The organism is Pseudomonas sp. PvP025, assembly GCF_017832155.1.
Lineage (GTDB): Bacteria > Pseudomonadota > Gammaproteobacteria > Pseudomonadales > Pseudomonadaceae > Aquipseudomonas.
Genome location: NZ_JAFIBJ010000001.1, coordinates 2,703,508 through 2,730,368 on the forward strand (window position 1 = coordinate 2,703,508; position 26,861 = coordinate 2,730,368).

Below are 26,861 nucleotides of genomic sequence, written 5' to 3' on the forward strand. Positions count from 1 at the left end.
CGCCGTTCACAATCACTTGTTAAAAAGGAAGCCTTCTCAAGTTACCTCCACGAAAGGACTTCGCTTATGCCTGTCACGTTTTCCAAGAGCGCTTTGCTGCTCGCACTGATGCTCGGTCTTGGCCAGGCGCAGGCAGCCGACTCGATCAGCCCGGCCGAGTTGGCGACAAACGAAGGCATCCCCTACCCGGCCGTCATCGCCCACCGTGGTGCGTCCTACGATGCCCCCGAATCCACCGCCGCGGCCTACAAGGTCGCGCGCGACCTGGGCGCCGACTACCTGGAAATGGACCTGCAGCGCAGCAAGGACGGCGTGCTGTTTGCCCTGCACGACAATAACCTGCAGCGCACCACCGACGTGGCTACCAAGTTCCCCGAGCGCAAAGACGCGCCGGCCAACGAGTTCACCTGGAAAGAACTGCAAACCCTCGACGCCGGCAGCTGGTTCAACGCCGCTTACCCGGACCGCGCCCGCCCGGGCTTCGTCGGCCTGAAAATCCAGAGCCTGGACGACATCATCAAGATCGCCGAAGGCAACCCGCAGCACAAACCCGGCCTGTACATCGAGACCAAGGAGCCCAAGCAATTCCCGGGCATCGAAGCCGACCTCAAAAACAAGCTGCTGGACAAGGGCTGGCTGAGCTCCGCCGGCTCCAAGCTGGGCAAGAGCAACACCGGCGTCGGCCAGGGCAAGGGCCGCGTGGTGCTGCAAACCTTCGAGGTGTCGAGCCTCAAAGAGTTGCAAAAGGAAATGCCGAACACGCCGAAGATTCTGCTGCTGTGGGTGGGTGAAGGCAGCATCGAGCCGAAATCCAAACAGACCTTCGCCGAATCCGGCGAGCCGACCAAGGCCGCCTACTACGCCAAGCAAGAGCCGAAAGACGCCGCCGAGTTCGAAAAATGGGTCGACCAGGCCAAGGACCTTGGCGCCATCGGCACCGGCCCTTCGGCCGAGCTGACCCATCACGGTGACCAGAGCTACACCGACCTGGTGAAACCGCAAATGAACAAACTGACCCACGATAAAGGCCTGCTGGTGCACGTCTACACCGTCGATGAGCCGGTGGATTTCGAAAAAGTGATGAACGCCGGTGTCGACGGCATCTTCACCAACCGCGCGGCCGAACTGCTGAAGTTCTACAAGCGCTGGCCGTCGTCCAGCGTGCAGGACCTGCTCAACGACTATAAATACTGAGGCATTGGTGTCAGTGCGCCATTAAGGATGAATTAAGTTGCGCTGGTTAATCTGGCGCCACTTAAACAGTTCACCCAAGAGGACACACCATGAAAACTTTGACTGCCCTGTTCGCTGCCACCGCCCTGACCCTGACCGCCGGTTTGGCTCAGGCGGATGTTCGTCCGGATCACATTGATGGCCTGCTCAAGTCGGGCGCCGTGATGCCTTTCGACAAGCTCAACGCAGCAGCCGTGGCAACTCACCCTGGCGCTTCGATCACTGACACTGAGCTGGACACCAAACACGGCTTCGCTGACCAGTATGTCTACGAAGTGGACCTGACCGACACCACCGGCAAGCGCTTTGAAGTGAAGCTCGACGCCAAGACCGGTGCCGTGCTGGAAAACAAGCAAGACACTTGAGTTGAATCCCCAAAAAACCGCGCCACCTTCGGGTGGCGCGGTTTTTTTTTATGGACGCAGGAAAATTCCTACTTTATTAAAGGAAATTACCCTCACGCCACCCAAGGTCGTTAAAATCCCCCGCATCGGGCAGGGAACCACGCCCTTCACGCTGCGCACAGAGGCTGCTGCATGGAACCAAAAGCTGCCGACATCGCTACCATTGGCCGGATCAGCGCCGTGCCCGCGATGCTTCAGGTCATCAGCGACATGACCGGCCTGCGCTTCGCTGCCGTGGCCAGGGTGACCGACGACACCTGGACCGCCTGCGCCGTGCTCGACCACCTGGAATTCGGCCTCGGGGTCGGCGGCGAGCTGGACCTGACCACCACTATCTGCCACGAGATCCGCGGCTCCCATGTGTCCGTGGTGATCGACAAGGCCAGCGAAGACCCGCTTTATCACGACCACCACACGCCGCGTATCTACCAGTTTGAAAGCTATATTTCGGTGCCGGTATTCCGCACCGACGGGCGTTTTTTCGGCACCATCTGCGCCCTCGACACCAACCCCGCCAACCTGCGCAGCAGCGCGATCCAATCCACCATGGAGTCGTTCGCGCGGGTGCTGTCGCTGCAGATCGAAGCCGAAGAAGCCCTGCAACATACCGAAGCGCAACTGCACGAAGAACGTGGCACCGCAGAACTGCGCGAGCAATTTATCGCGGTGCTGGGCCATGACCTGCGCAACCCCTTGTTCGCCATCAACTTCAGCGCCGAACGCCTGCTGCGCAAGCATTCATCAGCGGCCACCGACCCGCTGGTGCAGCACATTCTCACCAGCGGCCGGCGTGCTGCGCAGTTGGTCGAAGACGTGCTGGATTTCGCCCGTGGCCGCATGGGCAGCGGCATTCCGCTGCACCTGAGCGATTGCGAAGGGTTGCAGAGCGCCCTGCAACACGTGGTGTCCGAAGTGCAGAGCGTGCACCCCACGCGGGTGATTCGCGCCGATATCGGCGACCTGCGTGGCGTCCACGGCGACCGCGAGCGCCTGGCGCAGTTACTCTCGAACCTGGTGGCCAACGCCATCCATCACGGGCGCCCTGAGGGACCTGTGGACGTCACGGCGAAGATCGAGCATGGCCTCTTCACGCTCTCGGTAAAAAATTCCGGGCAGATCAGCCGGCAGGCCTTGCCTAGCCTGTTCGAGCCCTACGCGCGCCCCGTCACCGACACCCCGCAAGCAGGCCTGGGCCTGGGTTTGTATATCGTCAAGCAGATTGCCGACGCCCACGGTGGGGATCTGGAGGTATCGACCTGCGAGCATTCGGGGACGTGCTTCACCTTCATGCTGACGACGCGCTGAGCAAGTTTTCAAAGCGTCACAAAATCGTCATCCAGCCTTGCAATGATTCGCGCATGCGAACCTGTGAAACGTCCTACAGGCGCTTTCCCTGCGAGACTCCATGAACCACAGCATTGACCACAGCCACCAGGATCCCGATCTGTTTGGCCTGCTTTACGGTTTCCGTTTTCGCCCCGGTGAAAAGGGCGAACAGATCGACTCCGCCACCGCCCTGCAGGCCCTGCAACAACCGGCCGACCCCGACGAGTTTTTGTGGCTGCACCTGAACCTGGCCCACGCCGCGTGCGAACGCTGGATGCAGGCGCACCTGGATTTGCCCGAGGAGTTCTTCGAAGCTCTGCACGAGGGCTCGCGCTCCACGCGTATCGAACATGTGGACTCGGCCTTGCTGGCGGTGGTCAACGACGTGGTGTTCAACTTCAGCAGCCTGGTGTCGTCGGACATTTCCACCTTGTGGGTGTGCGCCCGCAGCCGCCTGCTGGTGAGCGCGCGCCTGCAACCGTTGCACTCGGTGGACAAGTTGCGTTCCTCGGTGAAGGCCGGTGAGGGCTTTCGCTCGCCGCTGGCGCTGCTGGTGCATTTGCTGCGCGATCAGGGCGAAGTGCTGACGCAGATCGTGCGCAAGACCAGCATCAGCGTCGACCATATCGAAGACCAGCTGCTGTCCTCGCAACTGGCCACCAACCGCGCCGAACTCGGTGCCGCGCGCCGTGTGCTGGTGCGCCTGCAACGCCTGCTGGCACTGGAGCCGGGCTCGCTGCTGCGCCTGCTCAATCGCCCGCCGCAATGGCTGCAAAAGGAAGACGTGAAGGAGTTGCGCAAATCCACCGAGGAGTTCGCGCTGATTATCAACGACCTCACGGCCCTGGGTGAACGCATCAAGCTGTTGCAGGAAGAAATCGCCGCCAATCTCAACGAGCAGAGCAACCGCACGCTGTTCACACTGACCGTGGTCACGGTGCTGGCGTTGCCGATCAACATCATCGCCGGTTTCTTCGGCATGAACGTGGGCGGCGTACCGCTCTCCCAGGACCCGGAAGGCTTCTGGATCCTGGTGGCGCTGGTGGCCACCTTCACCTTGATCGCCGGGCGCTGGGCCTTTCGCAAACGCAAAGACTACTGATTGCAATGCAATCAACTGTGGGAGGGGGCTTGCTCCCGATAGCGGTGGGTCAGTGACACATCAGTGCCTGACACTCCGCTATCGGGAGCAAGCCCCCTCCCACATGGGGTTGGCGGTGAGTTCTGGACAAGTGGCCATTTCATTCGCGTGAACACTGACCTGTTGCAGCATCTCTGTAACATTTTGTAATGATCATGGGCGACATCCTTCCTCACACAGGATGCTCCGGCATGGCCACCCCTTCACTGACTGCCTCCACCACCGCCTCACACGGCGATCCCAAACCCCGACTGGACAAGAAACCCGGCCTGATTACCGTGATCATGTTCTTCGCCGTGCTTGCCATGGGCCTGTTGTTCACCGCCTACAGCCTGATGCACGACATGAAGGAAATGGGCGCCGTTGTCACCACCTGGACGCCGTTCCTGCTGCTGGGTGTGGCGTTATTGATCGCGCTGGGTTTCGAGTTCGTCAACGGCTTCCACGACACCGCCAACGCGGTCGCAACCGTGATTTACACCAACTCGCTGCCGCCGCACTTTGCGGTGGTGTGGTCGGGGTTCTTCAACTTTCTCGGCGTGTTGCTTTCCAGCGGCGCGGTGGCATTCGGCATCATCGCCCTGCTGCCGGTCGAGCTGATTCTGCAGGTGGGCTCCTCGGCCGGTTTTGCGATGATCTTCGCCCTGCTGATTGCAGCCATCCTGTGGAACCTCGGCACCTGGTGGCTGGGTTTGCCGGCCTCCTCTTCCCACACCCTGATTGGCTCGATCATCGGCGTCGGCGTGGCGAATGCCTTGATGCACGGGCGTGACGGCACCAGCGGCGTGGATTGGGGCCAGGCGATCAAGATCGGTTATGCGCTGCTGCTTTCGCCACTGATCGGCTTCGGCTTTGCCGCGCTGCTGTTGCTGGCCCTGCGCGCCTTCGTCAAGAATCGCGCGCTGTACAAGGCGCCCAAGGGCGACGCCCCGCCGCCGTGGTGGATCCGCGGCATGCTGATCGTCACCTGCACCGGCGTGTCGTTTGCCCACGGCTCCAACGACGGGCAAAAAGGCATGGGCCTGATTATGTTGATCCTCGTCGGCACCCTGCCGATGGCCTATGCCCTCAACCGCGCCATGCCCGCCGAGCAGTCGTTGCAGTTCGCGGCGGTGGCCGAGGTGACCCAGGTGGCGCTGGTGAAAAGCGCACCGCAGCCATTGCTCGGTGACCCGCGCCCGGTCCTCTCCACCTACGTGCGCACCAAGGAGCCCACGGCGGACCTGGTGCCGGCGCTGGCCGCCCTCACCGGCCACATCGGTGACGAAGTAAAAGGCTACGGCTCCCTCGCCAAAGTCCCCGCCGAAGCGGTAGGCAACGTGCGTAACGACATGTACCTGACCAGCGAAACCATTCGCCTGATGGACAAGGGCAAGGTCGGCAACTTCGACGCCGACACCCAGGACAAGCTGCAACTGTTCAAACAGCAACTCGACAACTCCACGCGCTTTATTCCGCTGTGGGTGAAAATCGCCGTGGCCATCGCATTGGGGCTGGGCACCATGGTTGGCTGGAAGCGCATCGTGGTGACGGTGGGCGAGAAGATCGGCAAGACCCACCTGACTTACGCCCAGGGCGCATCGGCGGAAATGGTCGCGATGCTGACCATCGGCGCGGCGGATATGTATGGATTGCCGGTGTCGACCACCCACGTGTTGTCATCGGGCGTGGCGGGCACGATGGTGGCCAATGGTGGTGGGTTACAGATGCGCACCATCCGTAACCTGCTGATGGCATGGGTGCTGACCTTGCCGGCGGCGATTCTGCTGTCGGGCAGCCTGTACTGGCTGTTCACCCAACTGTTCTGACCGGACACTGTTCAAAATGTGGGAGGGGGCTTGCTCCCGATGGCGGCAGGTCAGCTACCTGAAAATTGGCTGACCCACCGCTATCGGGAGCAAGCCCCCTCCCACAGGGGTTTTCTGTGTTTCTCAGGACGTGAATAACCCGGCCATTATTTTGAGGCGCTTCTTGTAGACGCGCCGCGCCTCGAGCGCCTCTTCCAGGCTGACCGCCACAAACCCCGCCCGCTGGTTCGGCTGCATCTGTCCGATCAAGTCCAGGTCGGCACTGATCACGGTGCCGATCATGGCGTAGCCACCGCCCGACACTGCGTCGCGGTGCAGCACGATCGGCTCCAGACCCGCCGGTACCTGGATCGAGCCGATCGGGTAGCAGCTGTCGACAATGTTCGACGGATCGGAGCCGGCGCCAAACGGCTGCTCCCGTGGCTGAAAGCTCAACGCGCTGCCGCCCTTGAAGCGATAGCCGATGCGGTCGGCCTCGGAGCCCACCGTCCAGGGTTCGGCAAAAAAGCTGCTTTTCGCGCCCGTGGTCAAGCGCTCGTAATACAGCCCCGGCACCACGCGCAGGGTTATGTCGCCGCCCACCGAACGGCGCAAGGCCATCGGCAGGCTGTTGCCGACACGACCCGCGCCGCTGGCTTCGCCGACCGGCAACACATCGCCTTCCTGCAGACGCCGGCCATGGAAACCGCCCAGCGCGCCCAGGGTATAAGTGGAGCGACTGCCGAGCACCAGCGGCACATCAATGCCGCCCGCCACGGCCAGGTATGTGCGTGCGCCGGCCACGGGAAACGTGAAGCGCAGTACCTGGCCGGCGCGCACCGCAAAGGCGGTGTCCTGGTGCACCACCTCGCCGTCCAGGCGCGGTGACATCAATGCGCCGCTGAGTGCCACCAACGCGTCCTGCGTAAACTCAAGCTCAGGGCCGATCAAGGTGCATTCCAGCCCCGCCGCCCCCAGCGGGTTGCCCACCAGGTGGTTGGCCGCGCTCAGCGCGTATTGGTCTAGCGCACCCGAAGGCGGGATGCCCAGGTGGTAATAGCCTTCGCGGCCCAGGTCCTGCACGGAGGTGGCCAGGCCAGGTTTGAGCACCTTGATCATGCCAGCGCCTCCTGCAGGGTTTTCGGGTAGCCGACGGGGTCGGCGAGAAACGCGTCGAGGGAAAACTCCACCGGGCGGATGCGCAGGTCGAAGCGCCCGGCGTCCACTTCAGCCACCGCCAGGTCATAGGCAGCACGGTCAATCGGCTTGAACTGCACGATGTCGCCAGGCCGGAAGAACACCATGTGCTCCTTGAGGTAAGCCAACTGCTGCGCCGGGTCGTAGATCGGTGCCGGGGTCACCCCAAACATCTGATAACCGCCGGCGCCGCGCACCGAGTAGATGCAGCCGAAACAGCCGCCATGGCCCAGGGTCAGTTTGGGCGTGTCGGTGCGCGGGCGCAGGTACTTGGGCACCTGCAACTGCCGCGCGCGCTCGACCATCTGAAACATGAACGGCAAGCCCGCCACAAACCCGACCATCGACACAAACCACGGCGCACCGCTGTGGGCGTGGATGAACGCGTCCACATCGGCCAGGCCGTTGATGCGCGCGGCGTATTCCAGGTCAGTGCCGCTGGGGTCCTGATGACGGTCGCGAAAACGCATCAGGGTTTCATGGGTCCAGGGGTCGTTGTAGAGCACCGGAATTTCGATGATGCGCGTGTGCAGGGTGCGCTCGGCCACGGCCTGGGCCTCGGCGCTTTGCACGGCGTCGAGCAACACGTGGGGCGCGATGCGGTCGGGATCGAAGCGGATCTGGAACGAGGCGTTGGCCAGACAGATATCCAGCACGCCTTCCAGCGCCAGACGCTCCACCGCGCGGGTCACCGCCATGCCTGTGAAGAAGGCCTCCAGGGACATGCTGTCGCTGACCTCGGCGAACAGGTGTTCGTCAGCACCGAAGCTGTAGCGGATGGGGGACGTTTCAGCCATGTCTGTTCCTCTTGGAATCATTGTAGAAAGGCAGGCAAAAAAGTTAGCGGGTCGATCTTATTGGGGGGTTCTGACGTCAATACCGGCGCGGTCCAGCGCTTCACGGGTGGCTTCCACCAGTTCCAGCGCGCCGGGGGTGTCACTGTGCAGGCAGATGGAGTCGAATTCGATGAACAGGTCTTCGCCTTCCACAGTGCGCACCCACCCGCTCTGGCACGCGCGCAGCACCCGCGCCGCCACGGTGGCCGGGTCCAGCGCACGCACGTTGCGGGTAAACACGATGGAGCCGCTGAGGTCGTACTCACGGTCGGCGTAGAACTCGCGCACCACGGGTTGCCCCAGCTCCCTGGCAACGCGCCAGATCACCGAGTTGGGCATGCAGTACAGCAACAGCGTCGGCTCGATGATTTGCAGGTTTTGTACCAGCAGGCGCGCGGCTTCCTCGTCGCGGGCCAGGTGCATGTAGAGCGCGCCATGGGGTTTGATGTGCTGCAGGGTCACCCCCTGGGCCCGGGCGATTTCGCGCAGGGCGCCGAGCTGGTAGAGCATGTCGTCCACCAGTTCCTGGGCCGGCGCGTTGATATGGCGGCGGCCGAAACCGACCAGGTCGCGAAAGCCCGGATGCGCACCGATGGCGACGCCCAGCTGTTTGGCGCGCGCCACGGTGCGGCGCATGGTGCCGGGGTCGCCGGCGTGAAAGCCGGTGGCGATATTGGCCGAGCTGATATAGGCCATCAACTCCGCGTCGACGCCGTCGCCGATGGTCCAGGGGCCGAAGCCTTCGCCCATGTCTGAATTGAAATCCACTGCCTGCATCGCGTGCGCTCCGTCAAAGGGGATGCAGCGAAAGTAGGCTGCCCCTTGACCCCTTGGGAAGATCTATTATCAGATGGGGCATCTTCTGAAAATCAGATACCCCCAAGTACTGGAGAGGCAGATGTCCCTCACCCTGCGCCAGGTCCGTTACTTTGTCGCCACCGCCGAAATCGGCCAGATTTCCCAGGCGGCGATTCACTTGAACATCTCCCAATCGGCGGTCACCACGGCGATCAAGGAGCTGGAAGCCCTGCTCGGCGTGCAGTTGTTCATGCGCTCGGCCCAGGGCATGAACCTCACCGACGCAGGCCGGCACTTTCTCAACCGTGCCTATGTGATCGTGCGCAGTGTCGACGACGCGCTGAACAGTCCCTTGCCGGACCACCGCGCCAGCGGCGTACTGCGTGTCGCCGCCAGTTACACCGTGCTGGGCTATTTTTTGCCGCACCACTTGCAGCGCATGGAGCACTGGCACCCGGACGTGACCATCGAGGTGTTCGAACAGGAGCGCCAGGCCATCGAACAGGGCCTGCTCGACGGCGGGTTCGACATGGCCGTGGTGCTCACCGCCAACCTCACGCACCCGGCGATCGTCTCGGAAATCCTGTTCAACTCCGAACGCCGCCTGTGGCTGCCCAGCCATCATCCGTTGTGCGAACGGGGCGCGGTGAGCCTGGCGGACGTGGCGCAGGAGCCTTATATCCTGCTCACCGTGGACGAGGCCGAACACAGCGCCATGCGCTACTGGGAACAGGCCGGGCAGACGCCAAACGTGCGGCTGCGCACCAGTTCGGTGGAAGCGGTGCGCAGCATGGTCGCCAATGGCAGCGGCGTGGCGATCCTGTCGGACCTGGTGCACCGGCCCTGGTCGCTGGAAGGCAAGCGCATCGAAACCCTGACCGTCACCGACCCGGTAACGCCCATGAGCGTGGGCCTGGCCTGGCACCGCGAGCGCGCGTTTACCCCGGCGATGCAGGCGTTTCGCGACTACTTCCACGACGCGTTCCTGGCGCCGCAGCAGTTGTCGGCGCGGCGTTAGAGCTGCGCTTGCAGCACGCCGGCCAGCCAGTCCATGAACACCCGCACGCGCAACGGCAAATGCCGCTGCCCGGCGTACAGCAATGAAACGTCCAGCGGCGGTGCCGGGTAGTCCGGCAATACCGCCACCAGCTCACCGCTGGCCAGTTCAGCGCCGAGGCCCAGGGCTGGCACCTGAATAATCCCGAAACCGCCCAGGCATGCCGACTTGTAGGCATCGGTGCTGTTGACCGTGACCCGCCCGGCCATGGGCAGGCGCTGCACCTTGTTGCCCTGCAGGTATTCGAACCCCGCCGAGCGTGAGCCCAGTGGCCGCACGTAATGCACCAGATGGTGGTTGGCCAGGTCGGCGAGTGTGTGCGGCGTGCCAAAGCGTTGCAGGTAGGTGGCGCTCACGCAGTTGAGCATCGGCAGGCTGCACAGCCAGCGGGCCACCACACTCTGGTCCGGCTGCGCACCCACGCGCAGCACGCAGTCGAACCCTTCGGCGAGCAGATCGACCTGGCGGTCGGTGGTGCTGATTTCCAGCTCGATCAACGGGTGCGCGTGCATGAAGTCGGGCAGGCGCGGCAGGATCAGGTCCCGCGCCATCACGTTGGGCATGTCCACCCGAATACGTCCCGCCAGTTGCGCTTCATCCTGACGAAACAGCCCTTCGAGCTCCTCCATGTGCGCCAGCAGATCCTTGCTGCGCTCATACAGCACAAGGCCGTCCTGGGTCGCCTGCACCTTGCGCGTGGTGCGCTGCAACAGGTGCGCGCCGAGCAGTTCCTCCAGCGCCTGCACATGCTCGGACACGGTAGAGCGCGGCAGGCCAAGGCGCTCGCCCGCCTGGGTGAAACTCGACAACTCAGTGACCCGTACGAAGGTGCGCAGCAGTTCAAGCTTGTTCATGGATTGTTCGCCTTATCCGGCCAGTGATTCCGGTATAGCGCTGTTTATCACGTTGCGGTCGGACAAATACACTCATTCCACACCCACACGCAGAGGCACTCACCATGACCCGTAAAATTGCATTGATCACCGGCACCAGCCGTGGCCTGGGCAAAAACGCCGCCCTGCACCTGGCAGCGCAGGGCGTCGACATCATCGGCACCTATCACAGCAAGGCCGACGAGGCGCAGGCGCTGGTGACGCAGATCGAGCAACTGGGCGGCCGCGCGGCGATGCTGCAACTGGATGTGGGCCAGAGCGCCACCTTCGACGCGTTCGCTGGCGACATTGCCCGCGTGCTCAGAGATGTTTTCGCACAGGATCACTTCGATTTTCTGGTCAACAACGCCGGGATCGGCATTCACGCAAGCTTTGCCGAGACCACCGAAGCGCAGTTCGATCAGTTGCTGGCGATTCAATTCAAGGGGCCATTTTTTCTGACCCAGAAGCTGTTGCCGTTGATCCGCGACGGCGGACGCATCCTCAACGTGTCCAGCGGCCTGGCGCGCTTCAGCCTGCCCGGTTACGCCGCCTATGCCGCGATGAAAGGCGCGATGGAAGTGCTCACCCGCTACCAGGCCAAGGAACTCGGCACCCGTGGCATCAGCGTCAACATCCTCGCCCCCGGCGCCATTGAAACCGACTTCGGCGGCGGCGCCGTGCGCGACAACGCCGGCCTCAACGCCATGGTCGCCAACAACACCGCCCTGGGCCGCGCCGGCTTACCGGATGATATCGGCGGCGTCATCGCCAGCCTGCTGGCCGACGGCAGCGCATGGATCACCGGGCAACGTATCGAGGCGTCGGGTGGCATGTTTTTGTAGGAACCTGTCGCGCAACACGTCGTAGCCCCAGTGATACACATAGGTGTACGGCAGAAAAAACAGCAGCACGCCAATGTCGAGCATCAGGGCCTGCAGCAGGCTGATCTTCATCCACGCGGCAATCAACGGCACGGCCACGATGATCAGCCCGCCTTCGAACATCAGCGCGTGCAGCACGCGAGTCCAGGCGCCGCCGGCGAGTTGCAGGCGCAACGTAAGGCGGTCGAACAGGCTGTTGAAGATGATGTTCCAGGTCAGCGCCAACAAGCTCATGCCCAGGGTCACCGCGCCCATTTCCAGCGCCGGTCTGCCGGTGATCCATACCAGTAACGGCGTACAGATCAACAAGGCCAGGCCCTCGAAACCGAGGGCCTGGCAAACGCGTTCAGTGATCGATTTGGTAGGGTTCATGGCCCGGCTCCGTGATTGACGACGGTTGCCATGCTCACCCGCCACACCGATACTTCATAACCAATAACCATCGACCAAGGCGATACCTCATGGCCTCTCACGAAGTGCTGCAGGCGTTTGTTCAGGCCGCCACCCAGGGCTCTTTTTCAGCGGCGGCGCGCAAGCTGGGCAAGAGCCAGTCGACCATCAGCGCGGCGGTGGCGAGCCTGGAGATTGACCTGGATGTGGTGCTGTTCGACCGCAGCAGCCGCAAGCCCACGCTGACCGCGGCCGGGCATGTGCTGCTGCAACGGGCGGAACAGGTGCTGGAGGCCAGCAGCCGCCTGCAACTGGCGGCGAGTCAACTGGCACAGGGCCTGGAGCCGAAGGTGACGATTGCCATGTCGGACACCTACCAGTCGCCGCGCTTCGAAACCGCAATCCTCGCCTTTGCCGAACGTTACCCGGACCTGGAGCTGGAATGGCTGATCGCCGAATGCGATGACCTGGTCGACCTGGTGCAAAGCGGCCGCGCGCACATGGCGTTTATCGAGCAGCAGGACGTCTACCCGCCCGACCTCACCAGTTCGCCGGTGCAGGAGCGCACCGAAACCGCATTGTTCGTGTCACCGCAGCACGCCCTGGCGAGCCTTGCGCAGGTGGACCCACAGCGCTTGAAACAGCACCGCGAACTGCGCCTGGCGAGCATCGTCAAACCCTACGACAACCGCGCGGCCGGGCGCGTGTGGTCGGCCGCCAGTTACCTGATGCTGATGGAAATGGCGCAACTGGGGTTCGGCTGGGCCCCCCTGCCCCGCTGGCTGGTGGAGCGCTTCGGCAATGCCAGCCTGGTGGAACTCAAGGTACGCGGCTGGCCGCGTTCGGTGGCGATCGACGCGTTATGGTCACGGCAACGACCACCGGGGCCGGCAGGGAGCTGGTTGCTGGGGCAGATGCTTGACTGAGCCCTTTCAGACAAAGGGCATTTGCGTGTGACCAGCAGGCTTGTTGTGGTGGTGGCGAGCGGGCTTGCCCGCGTTGGGGTGCGAAGCAGCCCCAAACCATACTCCTCGTAGTGTCAGGTACACCGCGTTTTCCTTGATTGGGGGCGCTTCGCACCCCAACGCGGGGCAAGCCCGCTCGCCACAGGAGTGATCTTCTTTGTCTGGGCGATCAGGGAAGGCGTTAAACTGCTTTCCTCACTGCGCCGTTCGGTTTTCCCTATGCAAACCCGCCTTGTTTCCTACGAAGCGCTGACTGCTGTGCAACAGCAGCAACTGCGCGACATCGAAGTTCACCCCGAGCAACTGCCGTTTTCCGGTGACATGTACTGCGCCCTCAATACGCTGCTGGTCAACCCCAGCCCTGGCGTGAAGGGATTTGCCCTGCTGGCCGACGAGATTCCCGTTGCCTTCCTGCTGCTCAAGCGCCCGCCCTGCCTGCCCCAATGGGCCGATGAACACAGCGCGACGCTGCACGCGTTGCAGGTGGATCGGCGCCAGCAAGGGCGCGGGTTTGGCAAGGCTTGCCTGCTGGCGTTACCCGCTGTGGCCATTGAAACCTGGCCGCAGATCAAGGCACTGGAATTGTCGGTGGACAGTGACAACGTCGCGGCGATGGGCCTGTACCTGCGGGCGGGGTGGGTGGACAGCGGGGAGGCGTACAAAGGGCGGATCGGGTATGAGCGCAGATTGCGCCGGGCGTTTGGTCGCGAGAGTCTTGACTGATACTAAATGTCACGTATACATGACTTATCCAATTCAAAGTAATGAATACGTGACATGGACACTTCTGTTATCGCCGAGCGCTTCGGCAACCAAATCCGCACCATGCGCCTCAATCGCGGTTACACACAGGCCGATCTGGCCAAGCTGGCCGGTGTAACCCGACAAAAACTGATCGAAATTGAAAAAGGCAGTCTCTCGGTTTCCATGAATGCCTTTGCACGCGTAATGGCGGCTTTGGGCAGCGAGATCAAACTGGTGCCGGTGACCCTGCCGACCCTTGAAGAACTGGAGGATATATTCAGTGAATAACCTCGCACTGCGTGTTCATACCCCTCAAGGCGACAGCGGCAGCGTGCGGGCAAGTACTGAAGACTATGTGTTCCGCTATGCCGACAACGCGCATGCGCAGAGCGCAATAAGCCTGTCGATGCCCGTGCGAGCGGACGAATATCGCCGCAGAGGCCTGCACCCCATCTTCCAGATGAACCTGCCCGAAGGTTATGTGCTGGAGCAATTGCGTAATCGCCTGGCCAAAACGGTAAAAGTCGACCCGATGTTGCTGCTAGCGCTTTCAGGAGGCAGCGCACCGATTGGCCGGGTTTTCGTGTCTTGTGATCAAGTAAATGAACTGATCCAGCGCAACAGCACACCTGCCACCGGAGAAAACCTCGACGAAATCCTGGCCTGGGACGGCGCGGAAGATCTGTTCGCGAACCTGGTGGACCGCTACATCCTGCGGGCCGGCATATCTGGCGTTCAACCCAAAGTGCTGGTGCCGGAGAAACCCCGAACGCCCGAACAGAGATTTACCTCAAAAACCGACGACCTGATCATCAAGAGCGGACGCGACGAGTTTCCAGGGTTGGCCATCAATGAATACCTGTGCATGTCGATTGCCCGAGACGCGGGTCTGCCGGTGCCACCGTTCTATCTGTCGCAGAACCACAAACTGTTCATCATGCGGCGCTTTGACCGGGACGCTCAGCTCAACCCGCTCGGCTTCGAAGACATGACCTCATTGATGGGCCTGTCTGCCGAGCAGAAGTACACCAAAAGCTACGCCGCCATGGCCAAGGCCGTCCGTGTGTTCTGCGCGCCGGAATATCAACGCAGTTCGCTCGATCAATTATTCGACAGCGTGGCGCTGAGCTGCATCGTCGGCAACGGCGATGCTCACCTGAAAAACTTCGGTGTGCTCTACAGTGACCCGATGAAATCGGACACGCGGCTGGCACCCGCGTACGACATCGTCAACACCACAGCCTACCTCCCCGACGACTCACTGGCGCTGGACCTCAACGGCAACAAATCTCTGTTTGCTTCGCGCCTGGGCATCCTCGAATTTTCCAGGACATGCGAAGTCGACAAACCTGAAGCGCGTATTCAGGCGCTGCTTCAAACCCTCGAACAGGTACTCAAGCGCGAAGACGAGTACTGCCGCTTGGTGCCAGCTGTCGCACAAGCGATACGACAATCTGCGCAGGCCTATCAAAACAGCTTCGGGGGCTAAGCAGCCCCCGATTCGGGTTATCAGGCCTTCTGCCCAACCGGCAACCAGACCTCTACCGTGCCGGTGCCCTTGCGCCCGTCAAAGTCCGCGCTGTAGCGCTCGAAATCCGCCCCCACGACCTTGTAGCCCGACTGCGGCAGCCATTCGAACATGATGCGCTCGTACGTCTGTGCCAGTGCCTGCACCGGCCCGTGATGGGCGAACACGGCGTAGTTGAGCGGCGCGATCTCGATGGATTCGAAGTTGCCGGGCACATCGCCTTTGGTGGGTACTTCAACACCGGCCATGTAGTCGAATTCGCCATGGTGCGCGTTATGACACACGCCATAGGTCACCCCGCCGACGCGCTTGCCGATGTCCTTGATGCAGGTGTCGAACAGCTCCCACAGGCGCGGGATGTCACCGACGGTGGCCTTGGAATAACGCCCTTTTACGCCCGCAATCACCATGGCCCTGCCCGCTTCCATGCGTGGCTCCAACGGTTGTTTTGTCTGCTGATCCATACGAACAGTCTCCTTCTTATGAGGGAACAAACCCGCGTCGAGTATAGGGGTATATCGGCGCCCTGCTCCATGCAGAAATTTTTCCCACGCGTATGGACAACTGGCCATCATCGACCGTATTGTCTGCCGCAGGCCACCGCAGTGGCCAACGTCGCTCGGACGGTTCCGGGCGCTTACGTACTTCGAGGCAACAATGGCCGACCAAGGTTCGCCGCGCCGCTTTGCGCGCATAGATCGACTCCCTCCCTATGTTTTCAATATCACTGCCGAGCTGAAGATGGCTGCGCGTCGGCGCGGCGAAGACATCATCGACTTGAGCATGGGTAACCCTGACGGCCCCACCCCCCCGCACATCGTGGAGAAAATGGTCACCGTCGCCCAGCGTGAAGACACCCACGGCTACTCCACCTCTAAAGGCATTCCGCGCCTGCGCCGGGCCATTTCGCGCTGGTACAAGGACCGTTATGACGTGGACATCGACCCCGAGTCGGAGGCCATCGTCACCATCGGTTCCAAGGAAGGCCTGGCGCACCTGATGCTGGCCACCCTGGATCAGGGCGACACCGTGCTGGTGCCCAACCCGAGCTACCCGATTCACATCTACGGTGCGGTGATTGCCGGCGCCCAGGTGCGTTCGGTGCCGCTGATTCCGGGCGTGGACTTTTTCGCCGAGCTGGAGCAGGCCATCCGTGGCTCGATCCCCAAGCCGAAGATGATGATCCTCGGCTTTCCGTCCAACCCGACCGCGCAGTGCGTGGAGCTGGACTTCTTCGAACGGGTGATCGCCCTGGCCAAGCAGTACGACGTGCTGGTGGTGCATGACCTGGCCTACGCCGATATCGTCTACGACGGCTGGAAAGCGCCGTCGATCATGCAGGTGCCCGGCGCCAAGGACATTGCGGTGGAGTTTTTCACCCTGTCCAAGAGCTACAACATGGCCGGCTGGCGCATCGGTTTCATGGTGGGCAACCCGGAACTGGTCAACGCCCTGGCGCGGATCAAGAGTTACCACGACTACGGCACCTTCACCCCGCTGCAAGTGGCGGCGATTGCCGCGCTCGAAGGCGACCAGCAGTGCGTGAAGGACATCGCCGAGCAGTACCGCCAGCGCCGTAATGTGCTGGTCAAGGGCCTGCATGAGCTGGGCTGGATGGTCGAGAATCCCAAGGCGTCGATGTACGTATGGGCGAAGATCCCCGAGGCGTATGCCGCCATGGGCTCGCTGGAGTTTGCCAAGAAATTGCTGCTGGAGGCCAAGGTGTGTGTGTCGCCGGGCATCGGCTTTGGCGAGTATGGCGATGACCATGTGCGCTTTGCGCTGATCGAGAACCAGGACCGGATTCGCCAGGCCGTGCGCGGGATTCGCGGGATGTTCAGGGCGGATGGGTTGGTTGCCAGGGCCTGAATTCAATGCTGTAACAACGGTGGGAGGGGGCTTGCTCCCGATGGCGATGGATCAGTCACCAGATGCAGTGACTGACACTCTGCCATCGGGAGCAAGCCCCCTCCCACATTGGATTGGGCTCACACCGTTGTTTTGCGGTGTGGCTTACACCACCAGCGACAACAACATGATGAAGATCAGCGCCACCACCGACAGGATGGTCTCCATCGCCGTCCAGGTCTTGAACGTCTCCACCACGGTCATGTTGAAGTACTGCTTGACCAGCCAGAACCCCGCATCGTTGACGTGAGACAGGATCAACGAACCTGCTCCCGTCGCCAGCACCAGCAGCTCACGGTTGACCCCCGGGATCATGCCCACCACCGGCACCACAATGCCCGCGCCGGTAATGGTCGCCACGGTCGCAGAACCAGTGGCCACACGAATCACCGCCGCCACCAGCCAGGCCAGCAGGATCGGGTTGATCTGCGCGCTCACCGCCATATGGCCGATCACGTCGCCCACGCCGCTGGTCACCAGCATCTGTTTGAAGCCACCGCCGGCGCCGATGATCAGGATGATCGCGGCGGTCGGTGCAAGGCTGGCGTCGAGCAGCTTGAGGATCTGTTTGGCGTGGATGCCCTGGCGATGGCCAAAGGTGTACAGCGACAGCAGCAGCGCCAGCAACAGCGCAGTGATCGGGTGACCGATCATGTCCATCCAGTTGCGCACCACATGGCCGTCCGGCAGGCCGATGTCGGCGAAGGTCTTGAGCAGCATCAGGAAGACCGGCAGCAGCACGGTGACCAGCGTGATGCCGAAGCTCGGCAGGGTTTTCGCTTCCGGCTCGCGGGCCAGTTGGTCCACCAGTTCCTGGGACGGGTTGCCCGGAATGTACTTGGAAATGAACGTACCGAAGATCGGCCCAGCGATGATGGCCGTCGGCAGCGCAACGATCAGGCCGTACAGGATGGTCTTGCCGATGTCCGCACCGAACACGCCGATGGCCAGCAGGGGCCCCGGGTGCGGCGGCACCAGACCGTGCACCGCCGACAGGCCGGCGAGCAACGGGATACCGATCTTGATCAGCGACACGCCGGTGCGCCGCGCGACGATGAATACCAGCGGAATCAGCAGCACGAAGCCGATCTCGAAGAACAGCGGGATGCCCACCAGGAACGCGGCGAACATCATCGCCCACTGTACCTTTTCCTTGCCGAAGGCGCGGATCAGGGTCTGCGCGATCTGATCGGCGCCGCCGGATTCGGCCATCATCTTGCCGAGCATGGTGCCCAGCGCAAGGATGATGCCGACAAAGCCGAGCACTCCGCCGAAACCGTCCTGGAAGGCCTTGATGATCTTGTCCACGGGCATGCCCGAGGTCAGGCCGAGAAAGCCGGCCGCGATGATCAGTGCAATGAACGGGTGCACCTTGAATTGGGTGATCAGTACGATCAACCCGATGATAGTGACCACTGCATCAAGCAGCAGGTAGGACTCGTGGGACATGCCAAACATGGGGGGTCTCTCCTGTTTGTTGTTGTTATTAAAGCGGGTGTTGAATTTCCTGCCGGGGATAGCGCTATCTCTTCCGGCAAAAAATCAATGAGTAGGTTCAAAACCGTGCTTGAGCCACCAGGCATTGGTTTGCTCGGCCAGCGCTTCGACGCTGTCTTCGCTGGCGTTGAGGGCCAGGGTCAGCGGCTCGCCTTTGGGCGACTCAAGGGTGGCGAACTGGCTGTCGATCAAGCTGGCCGGCATGAAATGGCCGGGGCGATGGGACACGCGGTCGGCGGCCACCGCACGGGTCAGCTCCAGAAACACGAAACCCAGGCCCGGCGCGGCTTCGCGCAGGTGGTCGCGGTATTTTTTCTTGAGGGCCGAACAGGTGAGCACGGGATGCTCGCCGGCCTTGAGCGAACGGCGCAGCTCATCGCAGAGGATGTCGAGCCAGCCGGCGCGGTCGTCGTCGTTGAGGGGGTGGCCGGCGCTCATCTTTTCGATGTTCGCGGCAGGGTGAAAGCTGTCGCCTTCGATGGCGGTGGCGCCGTTCAGGCGGCACAGGGCCTCGCTGACGCTTGACTTGCCACAGCCGGAAACACCCATGATGACCAGGGCGGTAACAGGTTGACTCATGAAACACCTCAGGACGCAGATAGCGCTACCTTTGCACGCTGTAAGGCTAGTGCAAAAACAGGCTTTTCCCGCGCCGTCTTGTCTTTTTTTATGGAGTGACGCGTGCATCCGTTCCAACTGACTTGCTTGTAGCACTGAACCGGATCAGGCAACCCAGGGTTCAATCATTTGCAGCCCTTCGGAGACAGCGCTACCTTAGTGCCTCGATTTTTGTTTGGCAAGCCGCCTGATGACCTCCAAGAACGATAAGAATACGCGCACCACGGGTCGCCCGACCCTCAACGAAGTCGCCCGTCTGGCCGGCGTCAGCCCGATCACCGCCTCGCGCGCCCTGCGTGGCATCAGCAGCGTGGCCACGGAACTGGCCGAAAAAGTGCGGCAGGCCGCCGCCGAGCTCAACTATGTGGTCAACCCCGCCGCCCGCGCCCTCGCCTCGGCCCAGAGCCATTCGGTGGTGGTGCTGGTGCCGTCGTTGTCCAACCTTTTGTTTATCGAAACCCTCGAAGCCATCCATCAGGTGCTTAGGCCCAAGGGCTTCGAAGTGCTGATCGGCAACTCCCACTATTCGCGCGACGAAGAAGAAAACCTGCTGCGCAACTACATGGCCTACCAGCCACGCGGCCTGCTGCTGACGGGTTTTGATCGCACCGAAAGCGCGCGACGAATGGTCGAATCCAGCAACGTACCCTGCGTGTACATGATGGACCTGGACCCCAATGCCGGGGTGAATTGCGTGGGGTTCTCGCAACTGGCGGCGGGCGAAACGGCCGCCGCGCATTTGCTGTCCCGGGGGCGCAAACGCCTGGCCTATATCGGCGCACAGCTGGACCAGCGCACCCTGCTGCGCGGCGAAGGTTTTCGCCGGGCGCTGCAACAGGCTGGCCTGTACGACCCGGCGCTGGAAATACTGACACCGCGCCCATCTTCCGTGGGCCTGGGCGGCGAACTGTTCCTGCAGTTGCTGGCGGCGCACCCCGACGTGGATGCGGTGTTCTTCGGCAACGACGACCTGGCCCATGGCGCGCTGCTCGAAGCCATGCGCCACGGCATTCAGGTGCCAGGGCGAGTGGCGGTGCTGGGGTTCAACGACTTGCCGGCGTCCTCGTTCATGGTGCCGCGCCTGAGCAGCATCAGCACGCCACGCGAAGCGATCGGCCGGCGAGCAGCGGAGCATTTGTTGACGATCATGGCGGGTAATCGGATTGCCAAACCGGTGGTGGATATGGGGTTTGAGTTGCAGGTGAGGGAGAGTACGTAGGAGGCCTGTAGGAATGGGCTGACATTGCGGTAAGCACCTTGCTCCGTTGCCTACGCTTACGTCAGAATCCGCCGGCTTGTGCGCCAGGGTTGGGCTGTCTAAGGTTTGTCCGTCGCCGAATTTCTCGGTGGTCGGGTTTAGTAGCCCGAATTCCTTTGCACAATATGCACAGGCCCATTATGGCGGCTGTGCGTAGGGCGCCCTCGGGCGCGCCGGGTTTTGTGCGGGATTACCGGTCTACTAACCTGCGTACAGCTGCCACCTCTCGTTTAGTAGCGATGCGGGCGCCGGCAAAAAATCAGGTACTTAGCCATGCAAAGTGTCAATCCCCCGCATACGCTCTTCACCCTCGTCCCCGATATTTCCACCGAATCCCTGCTGACCAACAGCTACGAAACCGTATGCTCCGTCAGCACCCTGCTGCTCGACCTGTCCGATGACCTCACGGGCAAACACCGCGATGTTGCGCTCGCCATTCATCAACTGAGTGAGCTGAGCGTATTGCTGGTGGGCAAAGCGATGGATCAACACATGCCACGCACTTGAAAGCCGGCCCCAATAAACGGTGCAGCGCTGTGCCAAGCAGACTTGTCGTGGCGAGCGGGCTTGTTGTGGCGAGCGGGCTTGCCCCGCGTTGGGGTGCGAAGCGCCCCCAATCAAGCAAAACGCCGTGTACCTGATACGGCTCAGCGCCTGGTTTTGGGGCTGCTGCGCAGCCCAACGCAGGACAAGCCTGCTCGCCACAGGGAATCTGCGCTTAACTGAACGGCATTAGGGCTTGCCCCGCGTTGGGGCGCGAAGCGCCCCCAATCGAGCAAAACGCGGTGTACCTGATACGGCTCAGCGCCTGGCTTTGGGGCTGCTGCGCAGCCCAACGCAGGACAAGCCTGCTCGCCACAGGGAGTCTGCGCTTAACTGAACGGCATTAGGGCTTGCCCCGCGTTGGGCTGCGAAGCGCCCCCAATCGAGCAAAACGCGGTACACCTGATACGGCTCAGCGCCTGGCTTTGGGGCTGCTGCGCAGCCCAACGCAGGACAAGCCTGCTCGCCACAGGGAATCTGCGCTTAACTGAACGGCATTAGGGCAAGCCCGCTCGCCACATATTATGGACTGTGCTCGCCTCGCATCCCCTGCTAGATTGGCCATTCTCAATTGCCAGGGGCGCACCATGGGGCATTCGCTGAAAATCTTGGGCCGCACGTCTTCCATCAATGTGCGAAAAGTACTCTGGACGTGCCAGGAACTGGGCATCGACTACGTGCGTGAGGACTGGGGCATCGGCTTCAAGCCCACCCAATCCGCTGAATTCCTTGCCCTCAATCCCAATGCGCAGATACCGGTGATGATCGACGACCACGGCGTGCTGTGGGAGTCCAACACCATCTGCCGCTATCTCGTGGGCCTTTACCAGCGCCATGACCTGTTGCCCATCGAGCCGGCACCGCGCGCCCGGGTGGAGCAATGGATCGACTGGCAAGCCGTCGAACTCAACCGCGCCTGGGGCGCTGCCTTTACCGCGCTGGTGCGCAACAACCCGGAGGGTCTGGATGCGACACAAATCGCCGCCGCCGTGCAGGTGTGGAACGACAGGATGGGCATTCTCGAACAACAGTTGGCGAACACCGGTGCCTACGTGGCCGGCAATGAGTTCACCCTCGCCGACATCCTGATCGGCCTGTCGGTCCATCGCTGGCAGATGACGCCAATGCAGCGCCCGCACTATCCCGCCGTCGCGGCGTACTACCAGCGCCTGGCCCGGCACGCGGGCTTTCACACCTTCGCCCTGGACGGTCACAACTGAAAAAACAGGGGCGACACGCGTTAAGTTGTAAGTAAACGTGTTTAGCTTGACGCTGAATGCCATTCCTTACCGCTCATCAAGGGGTCCCTCATGTCGACACTCACCGCCTCTTCCACGGACGGCATCGATCCGGTCCGGGCCGCCCATATCAGTGCGCGCATCGACCGCCTTCCTCCCGTTGCGACTATTTGGCGCCTAGTGGCGTTGCTGTCGATTGGCGGTTTTTTCGAGCTGTATGACCTGTTCCAGACCGCCTACATCAGCCCAGGCCTGATCAGCGCCGGCTTGTTCCACATCGGCAGCGAAGGCGTGTTCGGCTTCTCCGACCAGGCCGCCTTCGCAGCGGCGACGTTTCTCGGCCTGTTCTTCGGCGCCAGCCTGCTCAGCCCCATCGCCGACCGCTACGGGCGCCGCGCGATCTTTACTTTCGCGCTGGTCTGGTACACCGTCGCCACGGTGTTGATGGGCCTGCAGACCTCCGCCCTGGGCATCATTTGTATGCGCTTTCTGGTGGGCATTGGCTTGGGGATCGAGCTGGTGACCATCGACGCCTACCTCTCGGAGCTGGTGCCCAAGCGCATGCGCAGTTCGGCGTTTGCCTTTGCGTTTTTCATTCAGTTTCTGTCGGTGCCGACCGTGGCGTTGATGTCGTGGTGGCTGGTGCCCCAGGCGCCGTTTGGCATTGCCGGATGGCGCTGGGTGGTGCTGAGCAGTGCGGTGTTTGCGCTGTTTATCTGGCAACTGCGCAAGCGCCTGCCGGAGTCGCCGCGCTGGCTGGCGCAGCAAGGTCGGTTCGACGAAGCCGGCGCCATCATGGACAACCTTGAAGCGCGCTGCCGCAAAGATCACGGTAACCCCCTGGATGAACCGGAACCCGAGGCGGTCAACGTGCAGGGCAATGGCCGGTTCGCCGATATCTGGCAACCGCCCTACCGCCGCCGTGCGCTGATGCTGATCGTGTTCCACGTATTCCAGGCCATCGGTTTTTTCGGCTTTGGCAATTGGCTGCCAGCGCTGCTGTCGGGCCAGGGCGTCAGCGTGACCCACAGTCTGTTGTATGCGTTCATCATCACCCTCGCCTACCCGCTGGGGCCGCTGCTGTTCGTGAAGGTGGCCAACCGCTTTGAAAACAAGTGGCAGATTGTCGGCTCGGCCATGGGCGCGATGATCTTCGGCAGCCTGTTCGCCTTGCAGACCAGCGCGGTGGGGCTGATCTTCTGCGGCGTGATGATCACCTTCTGCAACGCCTGGCTGAGCTACAGCTACCACTCGTATCAGGCCGAACTGTTCCCGACCAATATTCGCGCGCGGGCGGTCGGCTTCTGCTACTCGTTCAGCCGCTTGTCGACAGTGTTCAGCAGCCTGTTGATCGGTTTTATCCTCGAACACCTGGGCACTCCGGGGGTGTTGGCGTTTATCGCCAGCAGCATGCTCATCGTAATGATCACCATCAGTTGGTTCGGGCCGCGTACGCGCAACCTGACACTGGAAAACATCGCCCATTGACGGCAAGGGTTGGCCGTCGACGGGCCATCGGTTGCCGCGACAGCGGCCCGAGGCCCAATAAAACGCGCACGGCGCACGCGGCACGCTATTTGCTCCAGTGTTCGTACTGAACACTTGCGCAGGTGACCGATCATGCTGGTTAACAACAACACCCAGGCCGTATCGAACGTCCAACAGGTCAATCGGCCCGACATGGACCCGGCCAATGCGGCCGCCAGCACCCTGTACAGCGGCGTGCTGGCAGCAACGCAGCCTGCCTTGACCCTGCCGGCCGCGCAGAAGGATCTGGACAAGGCGAGCGGGCGTATTGACGAGGCGTTTGCCAAGACCCGTGTGCAGCTCCAAGCCTCGGCGCCCGCCTCCGGCACGCGCGCGGAACTCACCGAGTACATGAGCAAATCCCCGGGCGAACGCATTCGTGAGCAGTTGCTCAAGGAACAGGGGTTGACCGAAGAGCAGGCGCAGGCGCTGCCGCAGGAAAAACAGGACGCGATTTCCAGGGAAGTGGCTGCACGGTTGAAGGAACAGCAGCAGGTGGCGTCGACCACCGCGCCGGCTGAGCCGGTAAAACAGGCGCTGGCGGCCCTCTAATCAAGCATTCAAATGTGGGACGGGGCTTGCTCCCGATTGCAGTGTGTCAGTCGTCAAAGATGTTGACTGAACCACCGCTATCGGGAGCAAGCCCCCTCCCACATTGGCTTCTCTTTCACCGAGTATCGCCTTTCACATGGGTTTTCATGTGTGGATGAGTTACTGCAATTGCAACGTCGAGTTGAATTGACCGATCGCGTCCACCACGTGCCGTGAGCCTTCCTGGATTTCCAGGATCACCTGCCCGGCCTCGTTGGCCAATTCCACGCCGAGCCCCGTACGGTTCAAGCTCGACTGCATACTCGATACCGCGCTCGCCGACAGGTCGTGGTTCTTGCGCACCACCTCGACAATCTCCAGCGTCGCCTGGCTGGTGCGCGCGGCAAGGCTGCGTACTTCGTCGGCCACCACCGCAAAACCGCGCCCATGCTCACCAGCGCGGGCGGCTTCGATGGCGGCGTTGAGCGCCAGCATGTTGGTCTGCTCGGCGATGCTGCGGATGGTCTGCACGATGGTGCCGATGATCTCCGATTGCTTGTTCACCGCGTCGATGCTCACGGCGGCCTGGTTCAGGTCGTGGGAAATGTCTTCGATAATCTGCACCGTCTGCTGCACCACCTGCGAGCCCTTGCGCGCGCAGACGTCGTTTTGCACCGAGGTGGCGTGGGCCGAATCGGCAGCGGTGCGCAGGCTGGTGACCTGGTCGGTGATGTCGCTGGCAAATTTCACCACTTTGTACAACCGACCGCTGGCGTCGAAGATCGGGTTGTAGGAAGCCTCCAGAAACAGCGTCTTGCCGTATTTGTTCTTGCGCTCAAAACGGTGCGAGTGATACTCGCCCCGGTTGAGCGAGGCCCAGAACGCCTTGTAGGCCGGTGACTCAACCTCCTCACGGTGACAAAACAGGCTGTGGTGCTGGCCGACGATTTCACCCAGCGAGTACTGCACCGTGCTCAGGAAGTTATCGTTGGCGTTGAGGATCTGCCCCTGGGGCGTGAACTCGATCATCGCCATGGAGCGACCGATCGCATCGATCAGGCTTTGGTTTTCGTGTTCGCGGTGGACCCGCGCGGAAATATCCGACGCCACTTTGATCACGCTGAGCACCCGCTGCTCGTCGTCCAGCACCGGCATGTAGCTGGCTTCGAGCCAGACCTCCTCGCCGCGTTTATTCAGACGCATGAAGGTGCCGCTGATGGCTTCTCCCCGCGCCAGGTCGCGCCAGAGCGTGGCGTAGGCCTCGGTGTGGGTGTAGGCCTCTTCGCAGAACAGCCGGTGATGTTTGCCGCGAATGTCTTCCACGCTGTAGCCCATGGCTTTGCAGAAGTTGTCGTTGGCATCGAGGATCACCCCCGCGGGATCGAATTCGATCATGGCCATGGAGCGGCCGATGGCGGCGAGTTTGGCGTTGGACTCGGTGAGGGCGCAGGAGAAACGCTGAATCTCGAGCAGGTCGGATTTGTGGTGGAGGTTGAACATGGTCGGATCTCCCTGATTCCCGGCGCTGAGGGGCGCATTCCATTCGAATGAGCATAGCCACGACCAGGCGCTATGCAAGGCGACAGTGCCGGGACGAACGCTCAGGGCGCTTTGAAGACTGCTTGCTGAACATCGACCTTTTTCGGAATCAGGCGGTTGGCGAAAAACAGCTCGGCGGTACCTTGCTGGGTAGCGATGTCGGCGGCTGTCAGCGGGCGGATCGGCGTGGGTGAGCGGTGCTCGAAGTAACGCTTCACCACGGCCGGCGGCAGGCCCAGGGTCTTGGCCATCAGCGCGATACTTTCCTGCGGCTGGTCCAGGGACAAGCGCTGCGCCTTGCCCAAGGTTTGAATGATTGTGGCGATGGCATGGGGGTGCTGCTTGGCGAACCGGCTGCTGACCACGAAGAAACTGCCCGCCGGGTTGAGCCCCTGCCCGTCGCCCAGCACTCGGGCAGAACCGTCGACCACGGCGGCCGAGTAGTAAGGGTCCCACACCACCCAGGCGTCCACCTTGCCCTGTTCAAACGCGGCACGGCCATCGGACGGCGACAGGTACACCACGTTCACGTCCTGCCACTGCAACCCGGCACGCAGCAGGCTCTTGAGGAACAGGTTGTGAGCACTGGAGCCCTTGAGCAATGCAACACGTTTGCCCTTGAGCTCGGCCACGCTGTGCAGCGTGCTGGCCTTGGGCACCAGAATCGCTTCGGTCTTGCCGTCATTGCGCTCGACGGCGATGTATTGCAGGTCGATGCCGGCGGCCTGGGCGAAGATCGGCGGGATGTCGCCGATATTGCCAATGTCCAGGCTACCGGCATTGAGCGCTTCCATCAGCGGCGGGCCGCCGAGAAATTCGACCCATTGCACCTGGGTGCCCGGCAGCGCCGCTTCGAAAAGCTTGTGCTCACGGGCCAGCACCATGCTCACCGAGCCTTTCTGATAGCCCACACGCAAAGTCTCTGGCTCATCAGCCAGTGCCGTTTGGGCCAGCAACGTCAGCGCCAGCAACGAGCCCGCCAGCAGGTATTTTAGTGGTTTCATGGGTAGCCTCTTGATGATCCATTGGGGCGATCCTAA

Annotated in this window: 27 protein-coding genes; 17 read left to right on the top strand and 10 right to left on the bottom strand. The window is 62.0% G+C overall.

Annotation, left to right across the window (positions count from 1 at the left end):
- Positions 1-66 precede the first annotated feature (66 nt).
- From JOE32_RS11355 to JOE32_RS11375, 5 genes are all read left to right on the top strand, one after another.
- The gene (locus JOE32_RS11355; protein ID WP_209984056.1) at positions 67-1,194 is read left to right on the top strand and encodes a glycerophosphodiester phosphodiesterase family protein; all 1,128 of its coding nucleotides are present in this window, start codon (positions 67-69) and stop codon (positions 1,192-1,194) included.
- A gap of 89 nt (positions 1,195-1,283) precedes the next feature.
- Complete coding sequence (locus tag JOE32_RS11360) at positions 1,284-1,598, top strand: PepSY domain-containing protein (protein WP_209984059.1); 315 nt, start codon at positions 1,284-1,286, stop codon at positions 1,596-1,598.
- 171 nt (positions 1,599-1,769) lie between these two features.
- Entirely contained in the window at positions 1,770-2,942 is a 1,173-nt protein-coding gene (locus JOE32_RS11365; RefSeq protein WP_209984061.1) for a GAF domain-containing sensor histidine kinase, read from the top strand.
- Between the two features lie 100 nt (positions 2,943-3,042).
- Entirely contained in the window at positions 3,043-4,065 is a 1,023-nt protein-coding gene (locus JOE32_RS11370) for a transporter (RefSeq protein WP_057007087.1), read from the top strand.
- 230 nt (positions 4,066-4,295) lie between these two features.
- Positions 4,296-5,912: an inorganic phosphate transporter gene (locus tag JOE32_RS11375; RefSeq protein WP_209984062.1), complete on the top strand. Its 1,617-nt coding sequence runs from the start codon at positions 4,296-4,298 to the stop codon at positions 5,910-5,912.
- Positions 5,913-6,035: 123 nt separating this feature from the next.
- Here the strand turns inward: JOE32_RS11375 and JOE32_RS11380 are convergent, their stop codons facing one another.
- From JOE32_RS11380 to JOE32_RS11390, 3 genes are read right to left on the bottom strand one after another with little or no spacing between them, the layout of a single operon-like run.
- Positions 6,036-7,010, bottom strand: a complete 975-nt coding sequence (locus JOE32_RS11380) for a biotin-dependent carboxyltransferase family protein (RefSeq protein ID WP_209984064.1) — start codon at positions 7,008-7,010, stop codon at positions 6,036-6,038.
- Positions 7,007-7,885: an allophanate hydrolase subunit 1 gene (locus JOE32_RS11385; protein ID WP_209984066.1), complete on the bottom strand. Its 879-nt coding sequence runs from the start codon at positions 7,883-7,885 to the stop codon at positions 7,007-7,009. Before JOE32_RS11385 ends, JOE32_RS11380 begins: the two co-directional genes overlap by 4 nt.
- 57 nt (positions 7,886-7,942) lie before the next feature.
- Positions 7,943-8,701, bottom strand: coding sequence for a 5-oxoprolinase subunit PxpA (locus JOE32_RS11390; protein ID WP_209984068.1), 759 nt, complete (start codon positions 8,699-8,701; stop codon positions 7,943-7,945).
- A 121-nt stretch (positions 8,702-8,822) separates the two neighbouring features.
- On the opposite strand from JOE32_RS11390, the gene JOE32_RS11395 reads away from it, so the two are divergent.
- Entirely contained in the window at positions 8,823-9,740 is a 918-nt protein-coding gene (locus JOE32_RS11395) for a LysR family transcriptional regulator (RefSeq protein ID WP_209984070.1), read from the top strand.
- Here JOE32_RS11395 and JOE32_RS11400 read toward each other — a convergent pair.
- A complete protein-coding gene (locus JOE32_RS11400) occupies positions 9,737-10,633 on the bottom strand; it encodes a LysR family transcriptional regulator (RefSeq protein ID WP_003237862.1) in 897 nt (298 codons plus the stop codon). The two genes, JOE32_RS11395 and JOE32_RS11400, sit on opposite strands and share 4 nt — an antisense overlap.
- Positions 10,634-10,737: 104 nt before the next feature.
- On the opposite strand from JOE32_RS11400, the gene JOE32_RS11405 reads away from it, so the two are divergent.
- A complete protein-coding gene (locus JOE32_RS11405) occupies positions 10,738-11,496 on the top strand; it encodes an SDR family oxidoreductase (protein WP_209984072.1) in 759 nt (252 codons plus the stop codon).
- Here the strand turns inward: JOE32_RS11405 and JOE32_RS11410 are convergent.
- The gene (locus JOE32_RS11410) at positions 11,395-11,907 is read right to left on the bottom strand and encodes a multidrug/biocide efflux PACE transporter (protein WP_209984074.1); all 513 of its coding nucleotides are present in this window, start codon (positions 11,905-11,907) and stop codon (positions 11,395-11,397) included. The two genes, JOE32_RS11405 and JOE32_RS11410, sit on opposite strands and share 102 nt — an antisense overlap.
- Before the next feature lie 89 nt (positions 11,908-11,996).
- Between JOE32_RS11410 and JOE32_RS11415 the strand changes: the two genes are divergently transcribed.
- From JOE32_RS11415 to JOE32_RS11430, 4 genes are all read left to right on the top strand, one after another.
- On the top strand, positions 11,997-12,851 hold the full coding sequence (locus JOE32_RS11415) for a LysR family transcriptional regulator (RefSeq protein ID WP_209984076.1): 855 nt from the start codon (positions 11,997-11,999) through the stop codon (positions 12,849-12,851).
- Positions 12,852-13,109: 258 nt separating this feature from the next.
- Positions 13,110-13,613, top strand: a complete 504-nt coding sequence (locus tag JOE32_RS11420) for a GNAT family N-acetyltransferase (RefSeq protein ID WP_209984078.1) — start codon at positions 13,110-13,112, stop codon at positions 13,611-13,613.
- A gap of 54 nt (positions 13,614-13,667) precedes the next feature.
- The gene (locus JOE32_RS11425; RefSeq protein WP_209984080.1) at positions 13,668-13,922 is read left to right on the top strand and encodes a helix-turn-helix domain-containing protein; all 255 of its coding nucleotides are present in this window, start codon (positions 13,668-13,670) and stop codon (positions 13,920-13,922) included.
- The gene (locus JOE32_RS11430; protein ID WP_209984081.1) at positions 13,915-15,123 is read left to right on the top strand and encodes a type II toxin-antitoxin system HipA family toxin; all 1,209 of its coding nucleotides are present in this window, start codon (positions 13,915-13,917) and stop codon (positions 15,121-15,123) included. The genes JOE32_RS11425 and JOE32_RS11430 overlap by 8 nt, the downstream gene beginning before the upstream one ends.
- 20 nt (positions 15,124-15,143) lie before the next feature.
- On the opposite strand, the gene JOE32_RS11435 is transcribed toward JOE32_RS11430, so the two are convergent.
- The gene (locus JOE32_RS11435) at positions 15,144-15,626 is read right to left on the bottom strand and encodes a GyrI-like domain-containing protein (protein ID WP_209984083.1); all 483 of its coding nucleotides are present in this window, start codon (positions 15,624-15,626) and stop codon (positions 15,144-15,146) included.
- 193 nt (positions 15,627-15,819) lie between these two features.
- Between JOE32_RS11435 and alaC the strand changes: the two genes are divergently transcribed.
- Entirely contained in the window at positions 15,820-17,031 is a 1,212-nt protein-coding gene (gene alaC, locus JOE32_RS11440) for an alanine transaminase (protein WP_209984085.1), read from the top strand.
- A 144-nt stretch (positions 17,032-17,175) separates the two neighbouring features.
- Here the strand turns inward: alaC and JOE32_RS11445 are convergent, their stop codons facing one another.
- Positions 17,176-18,528 (bottom strand): GntP family permease, encoded by a 1,353-nt coding sequence (locus JOE32_RS11445; protein WP_186751752.1) that lies wholly within the window; start codon positions 18,526-18,528, stop codon positions 17,176-17,178.
- 84 nt (positions 18,529-18,612) lie between these two features.
- Entirely contained in the window at positions 18,613-19,146 is a 534-nt protein-coding gene (locus JOE32_RS11450) for a gluconokinase (RefSeq protein WP_209984087.1), read from the bottom strand.
- A gap of 226 nt (positions 19,147-19,372) precedes the next feature.
- On the opposite strand from JOE32_RS11450, the gene JOE32_RS11455 reads away from it, so the two are divergent.
- The 5 genes from JOE32_RS11455 (at position 19,373) to JOE32_RS11475 (ending at position 24,303) form a co-directional block, all read left to right on the top strand.
- On the top strand, positions 19,373-20,404 hold the full coding sequence (locus tag JOE32_RS11455; RefSeq protein ID WP_209990484.1) for a LacI family DNA-binding transcriptional regulator: 1,032 nt from the start codon (positions 19,373-19,375) through the stop codon (positions 20,402-20,404).
- A 312-nt stretch (positions 20,405-20,716) separates the two neighbouring features.
- On the top strand, positions 20,717-20,950 hold the full coding sequence (locus JOE32_RS11460) for a DUF6124 family protein (RefSeq protein WP_209984089.1): 234 nt from the start codon (positions 20,717-20,719) through the stop codon (positions 20,948-20,950).
- A 623-nt stretch (positions 20,951-21,573) separates the two neighbouring features.
- Positions 21,574-22,206, top strand: coding sequence for a glutathione S-transferase (locus JOE32_RS11465; RefSeq protein ID WP_209984091.1), 633 nt, complete (start codon positions 21,574-21,576; stop codon positions 22,204-22,206).
- 90 nt (positions 22,207-22,296) lie between these two features.
- Entirely contained in the window at positions 22,297-23,712 is a 1,416-nt protein-coding gene (locus tag JOE32_RS11470) for an MFS transporter (protein WP_209984093.1), read from the top strand.
- A 132-nt stretch (positions 23,713-23,844) separates the two neighbouring features.
- The gene (locus tag JOE32_RS11475; RefSeq protein ID WP_209984095.1) at positions 23,845-24,303 is read left to right on the top strand and encodes a hypothetical protein; all 459 of its coding nucleotides are present in this window, start codon (positions 23,845-23,847) and stop codon (positions 24,301-24,303) included.
- A gap of 159 nt (positions 24,304-24,462) precedes the next feature.
- On the opposite strand, the gene JOE32_RS11480 is transcribed toward JOE32_RS11475, so the two are convergent.
- Together JOE32_RS11480 and JOE32_RS11485 are read right to left on the bottom strand one after the other, a co-directional pair.
- Complete coding sequence (locus JOE32_RS11480; protein WP_209984097.1) at positions 24,463-25,782, bottom strand: PAS domain-containing methyl-accepting chemotaxis protein; 1,320 nt, start codon at positions 25,780-25,782, stop codon at positions 24,463-24,465.
- 101 nt (positions 25,783-25,883) lie between these two features.
- Positions 25,884-26,825, bottom strand: coding sequence for an aliphatic sulfonate ABC transporter substrate-binding protein (locus JOE32_RS11485; protein ID WP_209984098.1), 942 nt, complete (start codon positions 26,823-26,825; stop codon positions 25,884-25,886).
- Positions 26,826-26,861: the final 36 nt, after the last annotated feature.

Excerpts from the sequence above, each read along its gene's own strand:
- JOE32_RS11355 (WP_209984056.1), top strand. The coding sequence starts at position 67 with ATGCCTGTCACGTTTTCCAAGAGCGCTTTGCTGCTCGCACTGATGCTC.
- JOE32_RS11360 (WP_209984059.1), top strand. The coding sequence starts at position 1,284 with ATGAAAACTTTGACTGCCCTGTTCGCTGCCACCGCCCTGACCCTGACC.
- JOE32_RS11365 (WP_209984061.1), top strand. The coding sequence starts at position 1,770 with ATGGAACCAAAAGCTGCCGACATCGCTACCATTGGCCGGATCAGCGCC.
- JOE32_RS11370 (WP_057007087.1), top strand. The coding sequence starts at position 3,043 with ATGAACCACAGCATTGACCACAGCCACCAGGATCCCGATCTGTTTGGC.
- JOE32_RS11375 (WP_209984062.1), top strand. The coding sequence starts at position 4,296 with ATGGCCACCCCTTCACTGACTGCCTCCACCACCGCCTCACACGGCGAT.
- JOE32_RS11380 (WP_209984064.1), bottom strand. The coding sequence starts at position 7,010 with ATGATCAAGGTGCTCAAACCTGGCCTGGCCACCTCCGTGCAGGACCTG.
- JOE32_RS11385 (WP_209984066.1), bottom strand. The coding sequence starts at position 7,885 with ATGGCTGAAACGTCCCCCATCCGCTACAGCTTCGGTGCTGACGAACAC.
- JOE32_RS11390 (WP_209984068.1), bottom strand. The coding sequence starts at position 8,701 with ATGCAGGCAGTGGATTTCAATTCAGACATGGGCGAAGGCTTCGGCCCC.
- JOE32_RS11395 (WP_209984070.1), top strand. The coding sequence starts at position 8,823 with ATGTCCCTCACCCTGCGCCAGGTCCGTTACTTTGTCGCCACCGCCGAA.
- JOE32_RS11400 (WP_003237862.1), bottom strand. The coding sequence starts at position 10,633 with ATGAACAAGCTTGAACTGCTGCGCACCTTCGTACGGGTCACTGAGTTG.
- JOE32_RS11405 (WP_209984072.1), top strand. The coding sequence starts at position 10,738 with ATGACCCGTAAAATTGCATTGATCACCGGCACCAGCCGTGGCCTGGGC.
- JOE32_RS11410 (WP_209984074.1), bottom strand. The coding sequence starts at position 11,907 with ATGAACCCTACCAAATCGATCACTGAACGCGTTTGCCAGGCCCTCGGT.
- JOE32_RS11415 (WP_209984076.1), top strand. The coding sequence starts at position 11,997 with ATGGCCTCTCACGAAGTGCTGCAGGCGTTTGTTCAGGCCGCCACCCAG.
- JOE32_RS11420 (WP_209984078.1), top strand. The coding sequence starts at position 13,110 with ATGCAAACCCGCCTTGTTTCCTACGAAGCGCTGACTGCTGTGCAACAG.
- JOE32_RS11425 (WP_209984080.1), top strand. The coding sequence starts at position 13,668 with ATGGACACTTCTGTTATCGCCGAGCGCTTCGGCAACCAAATCCGCACC.
- JOE32_RS11435 (WP_209984083.1), bottom strand. The coding sequence starts at position 15,626 with ATGGATCAGCAGACAAAACAACCGTTGGAGCCACGCATGGAAGCGGGC.
- alaC (WP_209984085.1), top strand. The coding sequence starts at position 15,820 with ATGGCCGACCAAGGTTCGCCGCGCCGCTTTGCGCGCATAGATCGACTC.
- JOE32_RS11445 (WP_186751752.1), bottom strand. The coding sequence starts at position 18,528 with ATGTTTGGCATGTCCCACGAGTCCTACCTGCTGCTTGATGCAGTGGTC.
- JOE32_RS11450 (WP_209984087.1), bottom strand. The coding sequence starts at position 19,146 with ATGAGTCAACCTGTTACCGCCCTGGTCATCATGGGTGTTTCCGGCTGT.
- JOE32_RS11460 (WP_209984089.1), top strand. The coding sequence starts at position 20,717 with ATGCAAAGTGTCAATCCCCCGCATACGCTCTTCACCCTCGTCCCCGAT.
- JOE32_RS11465 (WP_209984091.1), top strand. The coding sequence starts at position 21,574 with ATGGGGCATTCGCTGAAAATCTTGGGCCGCACGTCTTCCATCAATGTG.
- JOE32_RS11470 (WP_209984093.1), top strand. The coding sequence starts at position 22,297 with ATGTCGACACTCACCGCCTCTTCCACGGACGGCATCGATCCGGTCCGG.
- JOE32_RS11475 (WP_209984095.1), top strand. The coding sequence starts at position 23,845 with ATGCTGGTTAACAACAACACCCAGGCCGTATCGAACGTCCAACAGGTC.
- JOE32_RS11480 (WP_209984097.1), bottom strand. The coding sequence starts at position 25,782 with ATGTTCAACCTCCACCACAAATCCGACCTGCTCGAGATTCAGCGTTTC.
- JOE32_RS11485 (WP_209984098.1), bottom strand. The coding sequence starts at position 26,825 with ATGAAACCACTAAAATACCTGCTGGCGGGCTCGTTGCTGGCGCTGACG.